The 15927-nt window shown below is 72.1% G+C and carries 15 protein-coding genes and 1 pseudogene; 6 read left to right on the top strand and 10 right to left on the bottom strand.

The features are described from left to right. Positions 1-630 precede the first annotated feature (630 nt). On the top strand, positions 631-1632 hold the full coding sequence (locus tag ACFWSK_RS32555) for an ArsR/SmtB family transcription factor (protein ID WP_383794183.1): 1002 nt from the start codon (positions 631-633) through the stop codon (positions 1630-1632). Positions 1633-1742: 110 nt separating this feature from the next. Next, positions 1743-1841: pseudogene (locus ACFWSK_RS32550) on the top strand (glyoxalase); the annotation flags it as partial. Positions 1842-1866: 25 nt separating this feature from the next. Here the strand turns inward: ACFWSK_RS32550 and ACFWSK_RS32545 are convergent. The 4 genes from ACFWSK_RS32545 to ACFWSK_RS32530 all read right to left on the bottom strand — a co-directional run bounded on the left by ACFWSK_RS32545 (position 1867) and on the right by ACFWSK_RS32530 (position 7356). Continuing rightward, entirely contained in the window at positions 1867-3030 is a 1164-nt protein-coding gene (locus ACFWSK_RS32545; RefSeq protein ID WP_383794181.1) for an alkaline phosphatase PhoX, read from the bottom strand. A gap of 120 nt (positions 3031-3150) precedes the next feature. Beyond that, positions 3151-3516: a nitrite reductase small subunit NirD gene (gene nirD, locus ACFWSK_RS32540; RefSeq protein ID WP_383794178.1), complete on the bottom strand. Its 366-nt coding sequence runs from the start codon at positions 3514-3516 to the stop codon at positions 3151-3153. After that, positions 3516-6101: a nitrite reductase large subunit NirB gene (gene nirB, locus ACFWSK_RS32535; protein ID WP_383794175.1), complete on the bottom strand. Its 2586-nt coding sequence runs from the start codon at positions 6099-6101 to the stop codon at positions 3516-3518. Before nirB ends, nirD begins: the two co-directional genes overlap by 1 nt. Position 6102: 1 nt before the next feature. Beyond that, positions 6103-7356: an NAD(P)/FAD-dependent oxidoreductase gene (locus ACFWSK_RS32530; RefSeq protein ID WP_383794172.1), complete on the bottom strand. Its 1254-nt coding sequence runs from the start codon at positions 7354-7356 to the stop codon at positions 6103-6105. A 204-nt stretch (positions 7357-7560) separates the two neighbouring features. Between ACFWSK_RS32530 and ACFWSK_RS32525 the strand changes: the two genes are divergently transcribed. Next, positions 7561-8352 carry a sulfite exporter TauE/SafE family protein gene (locus tag ACFWSK_RS32525; RefSeq protein ID WP_383794169.1) on the top strand — a complete coding sequence of 264 codons (792 nt, stop codon included), beginning with the start codon at positions 7561-7563 and terminating at the stop codon, positions 8350-8352. 9 nt (positions 8353-8361) lie between these two features. On the opposite strand, the gene ACFWSK_RS32520 is transcribed toward ACFWSK_RS32525, so the two are convergent. From ACFWSK_RS32520 to ACFWSK_RS32505, 4 genes are all read right to left on the bottom strand, one after another. Next, entirely contained in the window at positions 8362-8994 is a 633-nt protein-coding gene (locus ACFWSK_RS32520) for a class F sortase (RefSeq protein ID WP_383794166.1), read from the bottom strand. Between the two features lie 108 nt (positions 8995-9102). After that, positions 9103-9678, bottom strand: a complete 576-nt coding sequence (locus tag ACFWSK_RS32515; protein WP_383794163.1) for a hypothetical protein — start codon at positions 9676-9678, stop codon at positions 9103-9105. A gap of 373 nt (positions 9679-10051) precedes the next feature. Continuing rightward, complete coding sequence (locus ACFWSK_RS32510; RefSeq protein ID WP_383794160.1) at positions 10052-10513, bottom strand: DUF5990 family protein; 462 nt, start codon at positions 10511-10513, stop codon at positions 10052-10054. Positions 10514-10583: 70 nt separating this feature from the next. After that, positions 10584-11375 (bottom strand): aminotransferase class IV family protein, encoded by a 792-nt coding sequence (locus ACFWSK_RS32505; RefSeq protein ID WP_383794158.1) that lies wholly within the window; start codon positions 11373-11375, stop codon positions 10584-10586. Positions 11376-11452: 77 nt separating this feature from the next. Between ACFWSK_RS32505 and ACFWSK_RS32500 the strand changes: the two genes are divergently transcribed. The 3 genes from ACFWSK_RS32500 to ACFWSK_RS32490 all read left to right on the top strand — a co-directional run bounded on the left by ACFWSK_RS32500 (position 11453) and on the right by ACFWSK_RS32490 (position 12920). Continuing rightward, positions 11453-12082: an NADPH-dependent FMN reductase gene (locus tag ACFWSK_RS32500; protein WP_383794155.1), complete on the top strand. Its 630-nt coding sequence runs from the start codon at positions 11453-11455 to the stop codon at positions 12080-12082. Positions 12083-12144: 62 nt separating this feature from the next. Next, a complete protein-coding gene (cutA, locus tag ACFWSK_RS32495) occupies positions 12145-12483 on the top strand; it encodes a divalent-cation tolerance protein CutA (protein ID WP_383794152.1) in 339 nt (112 codons plus the stop codon). Then, positions 12480-12920: a gamma-glutamylcyclotransferase family protein gene (locus ACFWSK_RS32490; protein ID WP_383794150.1), complete on the top strand. Its 441-nt coding sequence runs from the start codon at positions 12480-12482 to the stop codon at positions 12918-12920. Before cutA ends, ACFWSK_RS32490 begins: the two co-directional genes overlap by 4 nt. Here ACFWSK_RS32490 and ACFWSK_RS32485 read toward each other — a convergent pair. Continuing rightward, positions 12883-14961 carry a molybdopterin oxidoreductase family protein gene (locus ACFWSK_RS32485; protein WP_383794147.1) on the bottom strand — a complete coding sequence of 693 codons (2079 nt, stop codon included), beginning with the start codon at positions 14959-14961 and terminating at the stop codon, positions 12883-12885. The genes ACFWSK_RS32490 and ACFWSK_RS32485 overlap by 38 nt on opposite strands. A 184-nt stretch (positions 14962-15145) precedes the next feature. Further along, entirely contained in the window at positions 15146-15850 is a 705-nt protein-coding gene (locus ACFWSK_RS32480) for a vancomycin high temperature exclusion protein (protein WP_383794144.1), read from the bottom strand. Positions 15851-15927 lie beyond the last annotated feature (77 nt).

Raw genomic sequence — 15927 nt, 5'->3', positions numbered from 1 at the left:
CGGGTGGCCCGCCTGGACGCGGGCCGGGGGGCGGCGCTGTCCACGGGGCGCCACCGCCGCTCCCAGGGCGGTGACGGGCTGCCGCCGGGGCGGCCGTCGGCCCGACCGCCCCCCGCCGGTCCGACGGCGGCCCCGGAGCTCCGAAGAGGCGGCGGCACCCTGTGCGGGGGTGCCGCCGCTTCGCTGTGTTCGCGGAGAACTGGGGCAGCGGTCACCTGGAAGTCGGGCGGCGTGCATCCGGGCCTCCGTGAAATCAGGAGTCGCGGTGCGGATTCCGTTGAAAATCGGATGGTTGAGAGCCGTTCCTTTTCTCGTTCGATGCGCAAATTCCGTGCGGTGAGCGGACCGGGGTGCGGTCCATGGATCCCCACCCATGGACCGCACCCGGCTTACCCCCGCCGGACACGGAGCCGTAACCGGAGCCGACCGCCGCCGAACGGGCAAAGCCCCCCACGGCCTTCGCTCGTTCTTTCGGCGGCTCCGGTTTCGTGCCCGACGTCGTACAGCCTTTCGGGTGAAGCGGATGCAAGCGAGACCTTTCAACTGTGGCCGAAACCCCGTGGTGACGTCGTGTGACGGTGTGCATACCCTTCGAACGGGGCGATTGCGGTTGCAACAGGTGGGGGATCGGTGCTGCGCATCCATGTGTCCGGAATGGACCTTTCCAAAGTGCGTATGGCCACACGGCCGGACGCATTATGGGAAACAATTCTCAGTTTTCACCGACTGAGGGACCGGCGTGCTTCCTCGGTGTTCGGGAAATGGCGTACAGAATCCCGGACCCGGTTGAATGGTGAAACACGTCTGTTGGCGGCGGTGGTTCCACCGCGCGGATATTTCCCGGACTTTCTCACGCCCTCCGAGCAGGGCGCCGAGCCCTTCTCGCTCGACGTCGGCATGGAGGCCCTGCGCGACACCCCCGTCGGCCGGCTGCACAGCGAGCTGGCCCACCTGGGGGCCGGGCAGGGGCGGCGGAGCGGCCGCTCGCCCGAGGCGCTGCTCGACGCCCTCTCAGAGGGGCGCGCCGAGCCCCTCGGCCGGCTCATCGCCGCCGTGCGCGGCTACCACCGTGCCGCTGTCGAGCCGTACTGGCCGCACATACAGGCGAGCGTGGAGGCCGACCGGGCCGTACGGGGGAGGGCCCTGCTCGACGGAGGAGCGGACGAACTCCTGGCCGGCCTGCCGCCCATGATCCGCTGGCGGGCACCCGTGCTGGAGGCCGACTACCCCGTCGACCGCGAACTGAGCCTGGACGGGCGCGGGCTGCTGCTCCAGCCGTCCTTCTTCTGCCGGGGCACACCGGTCGTCTACCGCGACCCGCAACTCGTACCGGTCCTCGTCTACCCGGTCACCCACCCGGGCGCCCCCGTCTTCGCCGAACCGGGCCCCTGGCTCGGCCGGCTCCTCGGGCACACCCGCTCGGCCGTACTCGGCGCCATAGGCAACGGCTGCACGACCAGCGAACTCGCCCGCAGGGCCGGGGTCTCCCTGGCCTCGGCGAGCCAGCACGCCTGCGTGCTGCGCGAAGCGGGCCTGGTCCGCACCCTGCGCCACGGCAGCTCCGTGCTGCACACGCTCACACCGCTGGGCGGATCGCTGCTCAGGGGCGGTGCCCCGCTCGCCGTGTCCTGACGGTCGGCGGGACTCCTCCGGGAGCGCCTTGAGCACGGCAAGGCGCTCCTTCCGGAACGCCTTCTACGCGGCCGCGGCTGTGGAATGAGTTCCGTACACCCCGGTCGTCCGACCACGGCTTCATGTACGGCCGCTCCTTCCAGGACCCCGACCACCACCTGTGGGAGGTCATGTGGATGGACCCGGCAGCGGCGGCGGGCCAGTCCTGACCCACCGCCGCCGCCGGACGGCGAACTAGCTGCGGAACGGCCCGGTCACCTCGTAGGTGATGCCGCCGGACGAACTCCCGCTCGTGCCGCGCTGCGAGGAGAAGTAGAGGCGCCGGCCGTCGGGGGAGAAGGCCGGGCCGGTGATCTCCGAGCCGGACTGGCCGCTGATCCGCAGGAACGGGGCGATGGTGCCGGCCGGGGTGATCAGGCAGATCTCCATGTTGCCGCCGTCCTCCGCGACGTAGAGGTCACCGGAGCCCGACCGGGTGACGTTGTCGACGCCCGTCAGCGGAGCCGTACCGCTGGTGACGAGGGAGTCGTCGTAGGCGAGCGACAGCGAGGAGCTGTTGGCGTCGTACGCCCACACCCGGTTGTCGCCCTTCGTGGTGAACCAGCAGGTGCCCGCCGCGTAGAAGCAGCCCTCGCCGCCGTTGAAGACCTTGGCGCCGGAGACCTGGTAGCGGGTCAGGGTGGGTGAGCCGTCCGGGTCGGGGACATTGGCCCAGGTCACCGGGCCGGAGGTGCCGGTGCCCGCCACCAGCGCCTGAAGGGTGCCGCTCGACAGATTGCCCCAGGTGGTGGGCCGGAAGCGGTAGAAGCGGCCGTCCGACTCGTCCTCGGTGAGGTAGATGTAGCCGTGGTCGGCGTCGGCCGCCGCCGCCTCGTGCTTGAAGCGGCCCAGCGCGGGACGCTGCACGGCCGCGTTGACGCCCCACGGGTCGGTCTCGTACACGAAGCCGCGGCTGACCTCCTCGCAGGACAGCCAGGTGTTCCACGGGGTCTGGCCACCGGCGCAGTTGTTGTTGGTGCCGGACAGGATGCGGGAGGCCGAGGTGACGGTGCCCGCGGAGTTGAAGCGCACGGCACTGGCGCCGCCGCTGCCCGACGAGACCTCGGCGTTGGAGACGTAGATCCAGCCCGTGCCGTCGGCGAAGGTGGCGCCGCCGTCGGGCGCGCTGTGCCAGGTGTACGAGGTTCCGGCGACGGTCTGACCCGAGCGGGCGATGATTCTGCTGGTGAAGCCACTGGGCAGCAGGATGCCGTTGGCGTTGGCCGGCTGCAGTGCTCCGTACGGGCCGGGGGCCGGCTGGGCGGGGGCCGCGAAGGCGGCGCCCCGCCACAAGGTGCCGCCGAAGGCCGCCGCCGAGCTGCCGATCACCGCTGTGCGCAGAAAGGTCCGACGTTCCACGATCACTCCACAGGTGACGTGAGGGCCCGCCGTCCGGTCGGCCGGCGGGTCGCGCGTCAGGACAGTAGAGCGGCACAGTTGACGGAGCGTCAACGGATGGTGAACGCTCCGCGCACGCGGTCAGTCCGCCCGTACCCCGAAGACCGGTACGGAGACCTCGTCGTCGTCCAGGCAGCTGCCCGTCGCCAGATCGAACCGCTGCTTCAGCAGGGGCGAGGCGACGAACGGACGGCCCGCGGCGGAGCCGACCAGGCCCCGCGAGAGCACGTACGCGCCGGTGAACGGGTCGCGGTTGTCGATCGCGTACGTCTGCCCCGACCGGTCCACGAAGAGGGCGACCTGCCGGCCGTCCGGGAGCAGGGCCGCGACGCCGCGCCCCGGGGTCAGCAGGGAGCGGTCGCAGACGGTGAACCAGCCGTCTCCGTGAGCGAGTTGGATCACCCGGGTGTCCCGCGCCGTCTCTGTCGTTGCCGTCTGTACTGTCATCAGGAGGCGGTCCCTTCAAGTGTGCGGATGGCGAGCACCGGTCCCGCGAGGATGTCCAGGTCGGGCTTGACCTGGTCCCGCTCCGGGACGAACTTCACCGAGGGGTCGGGTGCGTCGGGTGCGTTGACGAAGGTGACGAAGCGGCGCAGCCGCTCGGGGTCGTTGATGGTCTCGGCCCACTCGTCGCGGTAGCCGGCGACGTGGTCGGTCATCAGCCGTTCCAGCTCGGCGCAGATCCCCAGCGAGTCGTGGACCACGACGTCGCGTACGTGGTCGAGACCGCCCTCGATCCGGTCCAGCCAGGTCGACGTGCGCTCCAGCCGTTCCGCCGTGCGGATGTAGAACATCAGGAACCGGTCGATGAGGCGCACGAGTTCGGCGTCGGACAGGTCCTGGGCCAGCAGGTCCGCGTGGCGCGGTTCGGCGCCGCCGTTGCCGCCGACGTACAGGTTCCAGCCGTTGGCGGTGGCGATGATCCCGAAGTCCTTGCCGCGTGCCTCGGCGCACTCGCGGGCGCAGCCCGACACCGCCGACTTCAGCTTGTGCGGGGAGCGCAGGCCCCGGTAGCGCAGCTCCAGATCGATGGCCATCTTCACCGAGTCCTGCACGCCGTAGCGGCACCAGGTCTGCCCCACACAGGACTTGACCGTACGCAGCGACTTCCCGTACGCGTGCCCCGACTCGAAGCCCGCGTCCACGAGCCGGGTCCAGATCAGCGGCAACTGGTCGACGCGGGCGCCGAACATGTCGATGCGCTGGCCGCCGGTGATCTTCGTGTAGAGCCCGAAGTCCCGGGCCACTTCACCGATCACGATCAGCTTCTCCGGGGTGATCTCGCCGCCCGGGATGCGCGGCACGATCGAGTACGAGCCGTTGCGCTGGAGGTTGGCCAGGAAGTGGTCGTTGGTGTCCTGGAGGGCCGCCTGCTCGCCGTCCAGCACATAGCCGCTCGCACCGAGCGTGGGCGCCAGCGAGGCGATGATCGAACCGACCGTCGGCTTGCAGATCTCGCAGCCGTCCCCGCCGCGCGCCGCGGGCCGGCCGTGCGAGTCGAGCAGCGCCGCGTACGAGGTGGTGCCCAGCGTCCTGACGATCTCGTACAGCTCGCTGCGGGTGTACGAGAAGCAGCCGCACAGGCCCTTGTCGGCGCTCTGCGGCAGCAGCTGTCCGATGACCTTGACGCAACTCCCGCATCCGGTACCGGCCTTGGTGCACTTCTTCACCTCGGGCAGGGTGGTGTGCTCGCAGATCGCGCCCTTGGTGACGTTGTGGCAGGAGCAGATCACCGCGTCGTCCGGCAGTGAGGACGGGCCGAGCGTGACCGGACCGCCCGCACCCGCCGGCAGCACCAGTTGCTCGGGCGCCACGGGCAGGACCGTGCCGGTCATCGGCCGCAGCGTGCCGTACTGGTCGGCGTCCCCGACGAGCACCCCGCCGAGCAGGGTGCCGTCCTGGCCGATCACCAGCTTCTTGTAGACCCCCGAGCGGGAGTCCGAGTAGACGACGTCGAGGCATCCGTCGGCCGCGCCGTGCGCGTCACCGAACGAGGCCACGTCCACCCCGAGCAGCTTCAGCTTGGTCGACAGGTCGGCGCCGGTGAACGAGGACTGCTCGCCCGCGATCACCCCGGCCACCGTCTGCGCCATCTCGTAGCCCGGCGCCACCAGTCCGTACACCCGGCCGTCCGAGGCCAGAGCGCACTCGCCGATCGCGAACACGTCGCTGTCGGACGTCCGGCACTCCTCGTCGACGATGATGCCGCCGCGCTGGCCGACCGCCAGCCCGCAGTCGCGGGCCAGCTGGTCCCGGGGCCGTACACCCGCCGAGAAGACCACGAGGTCCGTGGCGAGGGAGGAACCGTCGGAGAGGGACATGCCGTTCACCGCGCCCTTCTCGTCCGCGGTGACCTCCTGCGTGCCGACACCCGTGTGGACGCTGAGACCCATGTTCTCGATGGTGCGCAGCAGCGCGGCGCCGCCGCCCGCGTCGACCTGGACCGGCATCAGCCGGGGCGCGAACTCCACGACGTGCGTGTCGAGTCCGAGGCCCTTGAGTGCTCCGGCCGCCTCCAGACCGAGCAGTCCGCCGCCGACCACCGCGCCCGTCGTCGCCGTCTTCGCGTACTCCTCGATGGCGAGCAGGTCCTCGATGGTGCGGTAGACGAAGCACCCCTCGGCGTCCTTGCCGGGGACCGGCGGTACGAACGGGTAGGAGCCGGTCGCCAGGACCAGCGTGTCGTACGTGAAGCTCAGCCCGGAGCGGGAGACCACCCGGCGCGCCTCGCGGTCGACGGTCTCGGCCGGGTCGCCGAGGTGCAGCTCGATGCCGTGCCGCGCCATGAAGTCCGGCTCGACGAGGGACAGATCGTCCGGGGTCTTCCCGGAGAAGTACGAGGTCAGCTGGACCCGGTCGTACGCCGGGCGGGGCTCCTCGCAGAGCACGACGACCCGGGCGGTGCCCGCCGTCGCGGTCAGCCCGCGGTCGGCGAGTGCCTCCAGGAACCGCTGGCCGACCATGCCGTGCCCGACGACCACGATCGTCGGCACTCCTGCGGCGGGAGCGTTCGGGGAAGTGGGCACCGGCATCTCAGAGACCTCCGTCGTTGGTGAGCAGGTGGAGCAGGGACATGTCGGCGGGCAGCGGTTCGTCGTTCTGCCAGGTGCGGGCGAGGGTCCCGACCGCGCCCAGATCGCCGAACAGCACCCCGCCGGCCAGCCGGTCGCCCCGGACGACGACCGAGCGGTACGCGCCCTTGGTGGCGTCGGCCAGCCGGATCACGTCGTCGCCGGGCAGCGGCCGGGAGTCACCGAACGCGGCCAGGTCGAGCGCCCCGGTGACCGGGGCCGCGGCGGGGGCCGCGGGGAGTGCGGCGGCGAGCGCCGGGGCGGGGGAGCGCAGGGTCAGCCGGGTCAGTGCCCGGGTACCGGTGTAGTGGGCGGGGCGGCCGGCCAGTACCTCGGCCAGCACGTCCGCCTGCTCCAGCGCGGCGCCCGCCAGCCCGTAGACGGTGGAGCGGTGCTCGGCGCAGTCGCCGACCGCGTGGATGTACGGGTCGGACGTGCGCAGTTCGTCGTCCACCACGATGCCCTTGCGCACGTCGAGGCCGGCGGCGAGCGCCAGGCCCGTGCGGGGGCGGACCCCGCAGGCCAGCACCGTGATCTCGGCCTCCAGCTCGTAGCCGTCGGCGAGCTCCACGGCGCGTACCGCGGAGTCTGTGCAGCGCAGGCCGCGGACGCGGCACTCGGTGTGCACCTCCACCCCGAGGGCTTCGAGGTGGCGCCGCAGCAGACCGGCCGACTCGGCGTCCAGCTGCCGTTCCATGAGGTGTTCGCCCTGCTGGGCCAGCACCACCTGCGCGCCGCACTCGGCGAGCGCACGGGCGGCGGACACCCCGAGGAGGCCGCCGCCGATGACGACGGCGCGTGTTCCGGGACGTACCGCCGCGCGCAGGGCCAGGCAGTCGTCGAGGGTGCGGAACGGATGCACCCCGTCGGGCAGCGTGTTCCCGAGACCTCGCAGCGGCGGCAGGACCGGGTTGGAACCGGTGGCGAGCACCAGGCGCCCGTACCGGACGACACTGCCGTCGTCGCAGTGCACCAGCCGGTCGGCCGGATCGATACGGACCACCCGGACCCCGCGCCGTACCTCGGCGGGCGGCAGGGCGATCACGTCCGGCGCGTACCGTCCGGCCAGCACCTCCGCCAGCAGCACCCGGTTGTACGGGGCGTGCTCCTCCTCGCCGATGACGGTGACGCCGGGGACCCGGGCGGCGAGCCGTGCGCCCGCCATCCCGGCGCCGATCACCACCACGCGCGCCGTGTTCTCCGTCTGTGTCCTCATGACGACGAGAGTGCGCGGCGGGTGTTACCCGACCGCATCCCCGCTGTTTCCCGGGAGGAACCTTGCGCTCAGCGCGGAGCCGGCCGGGGTGTGAGGGGTCCGACGGGCGGCCCCTCCGGGTGTGTGAGGGGTCCGACGGGCGGCCCCTCCGGGTGTGTGAGGGGGCGTGCGGGCAGGCGTGGCCGGCAGCTTAGGGTCGGGATCATGCCCGAGATGACGCTGACCACCCTCGTTCTCCTCTGCCTGGCCGCCGCGGCGGCCGGCTGGATCGACGCGGTGGTCGGCGGGGGAGGGCTGCTGCTCCTGCCCGCGATGCTGCTGGGGCTGCCCCAGGTGCCCGCCGCGCACATCCTCGGCACCAACAAGGCGGTCGCGATCGTCGGCACCTCGGGCGCCGCGGTGACGTATCTGCGCAAGGCCCCGGTGCAGGTGGGCACGGCCGTACGGATCGGTCTCATGGCGCTGACCGGCTCGATGGCAGGCGCGTTCTTCGCCGCCGGGATCAGCAGCGAGGTCCTGCGCCCGGTGATCATGGTGGTGCTGCTCGGCGTCGCGGCCTTCGTGCTGCTGCGGCCGGCGTTCGGTACGGCGGTCGCGGGGGACGGCACGGGCCGGAAGGTCACCCGGGCCCGGACCGTCACCGCGATCGTGCTGGTGGGCGGCGGGATCGGTTTCTACGACGGGCTCTTCGGGCCGGGCACCGGCACCTTCCTGGTGCTCGCGCTGACGGCGGTGCTCCACCTCGACCTGGTGACCGCCTCCGCCAACGCCAAGATCGTCAACGTCTGTACGAACGCCGGGGCGCTGGCGATGTTCGCCTACCAGGGCACGGTGCTGTGGCAACTGGCCGCGCTGATGGCCGTATTCAATCTGGCGGGCGGCATGTTCGGCGCGCGGATGGCGCTGAGGAAGGGCAGCGAGTTCGTCCGCGGTGTGCTGCTGGTCGTGGTGTTCTCGCTGGTCGCCAAGCTCGGTTTCGATCAGTGGACGGCCTGACCGGGCCGCTCACCGCACCTCGGTGAGGTGTGCGTACGCCACGACGTTGCCCTGGTAGCCGGTCTTCTCCGAGAACCCGCCGCCGCAGGTGATCAGCCGGAGCGAGGCGTGCGGCGATTCGCCGTACACCCGCTGGTCGGGGAAGTCCTCGTTGTCGTACACCTCGATCGCGTCGATCGCGAAGACGGCCGTGCGTCCGTCCTTGCGGTCGATCTCGACCGGGGTGCCCCGCTTCAGCGCCCCCAGGGAGTAGAAGACGGACGGGCCCTCGGCGTTGTCGACATGGCCGGCGACGATCGCGGTGCCCTTGGCGCCGGGTGGGGTGCCGTCCTTGAACCAGCCGGCGACGTTGCGGTTCCCGTCCGGCGGCACGTCGAGGCTGCCGTCCCTGCCCAGCCCCAGCCGCATCATCGGCGCGTCCACCTCGATGCCGGGGATGCGGATGCGGACCGGTTCGGACGGGCGCATCGGTTCGGCGACGGGGGGGCCCGGCGGGAGCTGGGGACCGGCGGCGAAGGACTCGGCGGCGGCCGGCTGGGGTGGCACCAGCAGGGTGTCGGACCCGTTCTGGATCAGCCAGATGCCGCAGAGCACGGCGATGCCCACCAGCCAGCCCTTGGCCTTCAGTGCCTTCTGGGACACGTGGTCGTCCTTGCGGAGTGAGCGGGCGGGAGGGGCGCGGACGGGGGCACGGGGAGCCTCCGCCCCGGCGGTGCCGGGGCGGGCTCGCGAGGCGGGTGCCCTGTCCCGTCAGCCGCCGTGTGTGCCGTTCGCCCGGCGGCGCATCAGCAGCGCCCCGCCGACGGCACCCGCGGCGATGACACCGGCGCCCGCGGCGATCTGTGCGGTGTCGGGCCCGACACTGCCGCCGACGCCCGTCCTGACGTGTCCGGAGGGCCGGCTGTGGTCGGGCTTGGGGGGGTCGGGCTTGGGGGGGTCGGGCTTGTGGCTCCCACCGCCCCCGGTCACTTCCAGGTCCCCGCCGGCCTCCTTGCCGTTGTCGCACGAGACACCGATGCCGTACGTTCCGGGCTTGGTGTCGTGCGGCACGGTGAACCGGCCGACCACGGCCTCCTTGTGGGTGCCGGGGCTGAGCTCGAAGTCACCGGCGTCCAGGGAGTTCGCGTCGCCGATGCCCGAGCCGTCGGGTCCGCACGCGGTGGTGCTCACGGTGACCGTGGCCCCGGGGGTGGCGGTCGCCGGGGTGATCTCCAGCCGGCCGAGGTCTCCCGCGTACGCGGACGGGGTGGCGAGGGTGAGGCCGAGCGCGGCGACGGTGAGCGCCGCGGCGGCGGTACCGGTCACGAGGCGGGCAGGACTGCGCATGGGGAATTCCTCCGGGGAGACGGCGCGAGCTGGGTGTGTCCTGTCTCCGAGATAACGGGCGCCCCGCCGCCCACGCCTGCTGACGACTGGTCAGCTTTCACCCGTTCGGACCGGCGCGGTGCCCTTGCCCCGGGCGTCGGTGCAGGTCACGGCGGTGCGACTGGGCTGTTCGGTCGGCTGCGGGGCGCCCCGTGCCGATCGAGTGACGAGCCGACGGGATGGTGTGACCGGGATCACACGCATGGCCCCGGCGGTCGAGGGCACACGAAACACACCCCCCACGGGACGCGGCATCCCCCCGCCGCAACCCCCTGGCAACCGCCCCCACGGACCCTCCCCCCCCGGGTTCGTGGGGGCGGTGTCATGCGGGGGCTCACGCTCCGCCCGTGGCGCTCCATTCGATGACCGGCGGGCGCACCCGGCCGCACAGGGGCTGCCCCTTCGCGTCGCTCAGCGGGAGCCGCGCGGTGAGGTGCCCGGTCCGTACGGCCGAGGCGAGGACGTCAGGGGCGATGTCGCTGAACATCAGCTTGGCCCGCCGGAACATGGAGAACAGCCCGGAGTCGTCCACCGTGCCCCACGACAGATAGACGAAGCGCCCGCCGAGCCGGTTCTGCACGTACGGCCCCGACACCTCCACGCCGTCCTGCGTGGGAGCGACGACGCAGTCCAGCGTCCAGGCGGCAGAGAGGGCGTCACCGGGGTGCGGCGCGAGCAGCTCGCCCGGCCTGTCCTTGCGCTGCACGCCGACGTGGATGTTCTCGTAGCCGGGGAAGTCGGTGTCCGGCCCGCAGGTGCGGCCCGGGAGTGCGGTGGCTTCGATGTGGATCTGCATGGGGCCCATGCTCCAGCACGTGAGCGGACGCCCGAACCGGACCCGGTGGCGCCCGGCCTCCGGTGAGCGCCTAGCGGACGCTGTCCCAGGCGGTGTCCTCGTACACCTTCGCGAGCCGCCCCATCAGGGTCTCATCGGCCTCGAAGTGCTGGTCGTCGATCCGGTGGACGGGCGCGATGCCCTGCGAGTTGCTGACGAACGCCGACCGGTACGTCCCCAGATCCTCCAGCGTCACCGGTCGCCGCACCGAGCCGGCCCGGCCGAGCCCGCGCTCCAGGAGCGCCATCGTGATGCCGGTCAGGGCGGGAGCGTTGGGCCAGACCACCGAAGTGCCGTCCCAGAAGCCGATGTTGGTGACCGCCCCCTCCGTCACCACCCCGCCGGGCGCGGTCAGCAGCGCCTCATCGAAACCGGCCCGTTCCGCCAGCCGTCCGTAGTAGGTCTGGCCGAACTCGCCGGGGCGCTTGATGTGCGGCACCGCACGAGCGTACGGGACGGACATCAGGCCCTTCGGGGCGGTGGCCATCCACGCGGGCTGCCGCACCGTCACCATCACGGTCGTCGCCGTATCGCCCGGCGGCAGGAGGCCGTGCACCCGCACCGAGCCGTCCACCACCCCCGCGCCCTCCAGTGCGTGCCCGATCAGCCCGCGCACCCGCTCACCGTCCAGCGGGAGGCCGAACAGCTCGCGGTTCCCGGCGTCCAGCCGGGCGAGGTGCAGATCCAGGCCGCGCGCCTTCCCGTCCCTGATCTGCATGGCCGTGAAGTGGCCGTAGGCGAAGAAGGCGGCGACGCGCAGATCGTCCTCGGTCGCGGGATGCCCGTTGACCTCGACGTACAGCGCCTGTTCGGGAGTTGTCATACCGTCCACCGTATGCCGGGAAGCGCGATGTCCGGCGGGCTTGACCTCAAGTCTGGTTGAGGCACGAGCCTCTGGGCATGGACCTCACCGCTTCCGCATCCGCATCCGCATCCGTATCCACCGCCACCGTCGCGCCGCTGAAGGTGGCGGTCATCCTCGGCAGCAACCGCGAAGGGCGCTTCGGCCCCGTCGTCGCCGACTGGTTCCTCTCCCGGGCCGCCGGCCACCCCGGCATCGAGACCGAACTGATCGATGTCGCCGAACTGGACCTCCCGTTCGCCCTCTCCTACCGCCCCGACCCCGCCGCGCAGGCCCAACTCGCTCGGGTCACGCCCCGGTTGGCCGACGCCGACGCCTTCGTCGTCCTCACCCCCGAGTACAACCACTCCTTCCCGGCCCCGCTGAAGAACCTCATCGACTGGCACCACGCCGAATGGCAGGCCAAACCCGTCGCCTTCGTCTCGTACGGAGGCATCTCCGGCGGCCTCCGGGCCGTCGAGCAGCTCCGCCAGGTCTTCGCAGAGCTCCACGCCGTCTCGATGCGCGACACGGTGTCCTTCCACCACGCGGGCACCCACTTCGACGACGAGGGCCGCCACAAGGACCCCGCCGTCCCCGACGCGGCGGCCAAGTCGATGCTCGACCAGCTGGTCTGGTGGGGCCACGCGCTGCGTGACGCCAAGACGCGCCGACCGTACGGCGCCTGACCTCCTCCCGGCCGACAATGCGAGGAGACCGCCTTTCGTACGCACTCCCGAGGAGCCCGACGATGACCGAGCCGGCATGGCTGACCGTACTGACCACCACGGACAGCGAGGAGAAAGCCCGGTCCCTGGCCCGCGGCGCGGTGGAGGCCCGGCTGGCCGCCTGTGCGCAGATCTCCGCACCCGTCACCTCCGTCTACCGGTGGGAGAACGCCATCGAGTCCACCGAGGAGTGGCAGGTGCTGCTCAAGACGACGGCCGAGCGGTACGAGGAGCTGGAGGAGCACATCGAGGCGGTGCACGACTACGAGACCCCGGAGATCATCGCGATCCCCGTGGTGCGCGGCAGCGCCAGCTACCTCGCCTGGGTGACGGCACAGACGGCACCCGTGGTGGCGCTGTGACCGTCGGCGAACTGCCGTTCTTCGTCTACGGCACGCTCCTGCCGGGACAGCGCAACCACGACCGGTTCCTCCTGGGCCGCACGGCCCGGGAGGAACCGGCCCTGCTGCCGGGCGCGCTCCTCTACGAGGGTCCCGGCTATCCGTACGCCATCGAGGGCCACGGCGTGGTCCACGGCGCCCTCGTCGTTCCGGCGCCCGGAGCGTACGGGGAACTGCTCGGGCAGCTCGACCAGCTGGAGCAGTACGCCGGGCCTGGCCACCCGCGCAATCTGTACGAGCGGGTGGCCAGGGACGTCCGGGTGGAAACGGCCACGACCACCGCCTGGGTCTATCTCGCGGCCGCCGCCGTCACCCGCTCGCTGCGCGCGGGCGGCACCAGAATCCCAGGAGGGAACTGGCTCACCCGGCGGGCTCCACCCGCACCGCGCACACCTTGAACTCGGGCATCCGCGACACCGGGTCCAGGGCCGGGTTCGTCAGCGTGTTGGCCCGGCCCTCGCCCGGCCAGTGGAACGGCATGAACACGGTGTCCTGCCGGATCGTCACGGTGATCCGGGCGGGCGCCACGGCCCGCCCCCGTCGCGAGGTGACCGCGACCGCGTCGCCCTCGGCCACCCCGATCCGCTCCGCGAGCCGCGGATGCAGCTCCACGAACGGGCCGGGCGCCGCCGCGTTCAGCTCCGCCACCCGGCGGGTCTGCGCCCCCGACTGGTACTGGGAGACGACCCGTCCGGTCGTCAGCACCACCGGGTACTCCGCGTCGGTCTCCTCCGCCGCCGGGCGGTGCGTCACCGGGACGAACCTGGCCCGCCCGTCGTCCGTGGCGAACCGGTCCAGGAAGAGCCGCGGCGTACCGGCGTGCCCCTCGTCCGGGCAGGGCCAGAACACCCCGTCCTCCGCCACGATCCGCTCGTAGGTGATGCCCGCGTAGTCCGCCGGGCCGCCCGCCGAGGCCCGCCGCAGCTCGTCGAAGACCTCCTTGGGGTCGGTAGGGAAGCCCTTGCCGTGCCCGAGGAGCGCGGCCAGACCGTTCAGCACCTCCAGGTCGCTGCGTACTCCCCGCGGAGCGGTCACCGCCTGCTGCCGCAGCAGGACCCGGCCCTCCAGATTGGTCGTGGTCCCGCTCTCCTCCGCCCACTGCGTCACCGGCAGCACCACATCGGCCAGCGCCGCCGTCTCCGACAGCACCACGTCCGCGACCGCCAGGAAGTCCAGCGACCGCAGCTTCTCCTCGACGTGCCCGGCGCGCGGTGCGGAGACGACCGGATTGGAGGCCATCACCAGCAACGCCTTCACCTCCGACCCCAGCGCGTCGAGCAGCTCGTACGCACTGCGTCCGGGCCCCGGCAGCGAATCAGGGTCCACGCCCCACACCCCGGCCACATGGCGGCGCGCCGCCGGGTCGGTGAGCTTGCGGTAGCCGGGCAGCTGGTCGGCCTTCTGGCCGTGCTCGCGGCCGCCCTGCCCGTTGCCCTGACCCGTCAGACAGCCGTAGCCGGACAGGGGGCGCCCGGCCCGGCCGGTGGCCAGACAGAGATTGATCCAGGCGCCGACCGTGTCGGTGCCCTTCGCCTGCTGCTCGGGGCCCCGGGCGGTCAGCACCATGCCGGTCTCCGCACCGCAGAACATCCCGACGGCCTCGCGCAGCTGCGGCACCGGCACCCCGGTGATGCGTTCCACCAGCTCCGGCCAGTGCGCCATCACCCCGGCCCTGGCCTCGTCCCAGCCGTTCGTACGGGAGGCGATGAACTCCTCGTCCACCCGGCCGTCGGCCACCACCAGATGCAGCATGCCGAGCGCGAGCGCCAGATCGGTGCCGGGCCTGGGCGCCAAGTGGAGGTCCGCCTGCTCGGCGGTCCTGGTGCGGCGCGGATCGATGACGATCAGCTTGCCGCCGTTCTCCCGCAGCTCGGTCAGATAGCGCAGCGCGGGCGGCATCGTCTCGGCGAGGTTCGACCCGACGAGGATCACGCACCCGGTGCGGGGGATGTCCTCCAGGGGGAACGGCAGTCCGCGGTCGAGGCCGAAGGCCCGCTGGTGCGCGGCGGCCGCCGACGACATGCAGAAGCGGCCGTTGTAGTCGATCTGGGAGGTGGCGAGCACCACCCGGGCGAACTTCCCGAGCGTGTACGCCTTCTCGTTGGTCAGCCCGCCCCCGCCGAACACACCGACGGCGTCCGCCCCGTGTGCCGCCCTGGTCGCGCGCAACCCGTCGGCGATCCGCTCCAGGGCCTCGTCCCAGCCGGCCGGCTCCAGCTCGCCGCTCACGGTGTTGCGTACGAGCGGCCCGGTCAGCCGTACCGCCGACGAGAGCACGGCGGGCGCGGTCCGGCCCTTGCCGCACAGCGCTCCCCGGTTGACGGGGAAGTCGGTACGCTCCACGACCTCGACCACCGCGCCATCGGTGACCGGTCGCAGATTCATCCCGCACTGCAGGGCGCAGTACGGGCAGTGGGTGGAAGTCTCGGTGCGGGCCATGCGCCCAGCGTGCGAGCCGGGTATTACGAGGGCCGGTGTTTCCGGTTACGCCCCAGGTACACCCACCTCAGCCCGCCCCGGACCCGACGGTGAGGTCCGCCCCTTGGATGGACGGTGAGGTCCGCCAGGACCCGGCCGTGAGTCCGCCCCCTGGGCCCGGCTCCTACCGGGCCCCGGCGCCGCCTCAGTCCGAGGCCAGCGCCTCCGAGACCCCCTGCTCGCGCGGCCCCAGGAACTGCGGATCCGGCCGGAACACGACGTCCAGCCCCGCCTTCGCCGAGGCGAACATCTCCCGCGCGCCGCCGTAGTACCACGTGGTGTCGTGTACGGCGTCGACCCCGACCCCGTACGCGTCGATCCCCGCGGTGCGGCACAGCGCGATCGTCCGCCGGATGTGGAATCCCTGGCTCACCAGGACCGCCCGGTCGACCCCGAAGATCTTCTTGGCCCGTACACAGGAGTCCCAGGTGTCGAATCCGGCGTAGTCGCTGACGATCCGCCCGTCCGGTACCCCGCGCCCGGTGAGATACGTCCGCATCGCGTCCGGTTCGTCGTACTCCACCCGGCTGTTGTCCCCGGTGACCAGCACGACCTTCACCTTGCCCGTCCGGTACAGCTCGGCGGCGGCGTCGAGCCGGTGTGCGAGATAGGCCGACGGCCTGCCCCGCCACAGCCCGGCCCCGAACACGACGGCGACCTGCTGCGCGGGCGCGTCCGCCGTCGTCCGTACCCGCGCGTCGGCCGTGGCATGCATCCAGGTGGCGGGCGCGAGGCCGACCACACAGGCCACCATGAGCCCCTGCACGACCAGCCGCTGCCCGCGGCGGGTCCGCGGCAGCGACGGCCTCAGCCGTCCCAGCCGTCTCGGTCGTCCCGCCCATCCGGGCATGCCCGGCCATCTCAGTCGTCCCCTCGGCACCCAAGCCCCCTATCGGTCCGCCGTCATCACGTTCTGACGCCCCTATG

This window comes from Streptomyces sp. NPDC058620, assembly GCF_042717135.1.
Classification (GTDB): Bacteria; Actinomycetota; Actinomycetes; order Streptomycetales; family Streptomycetaceae; genus Streptomyces.
The sequence above is the reverse complement of the archived record's forward strand: the minus strand, read 5'-3'. Positions and strand labels throughout refer to the sequence as shown.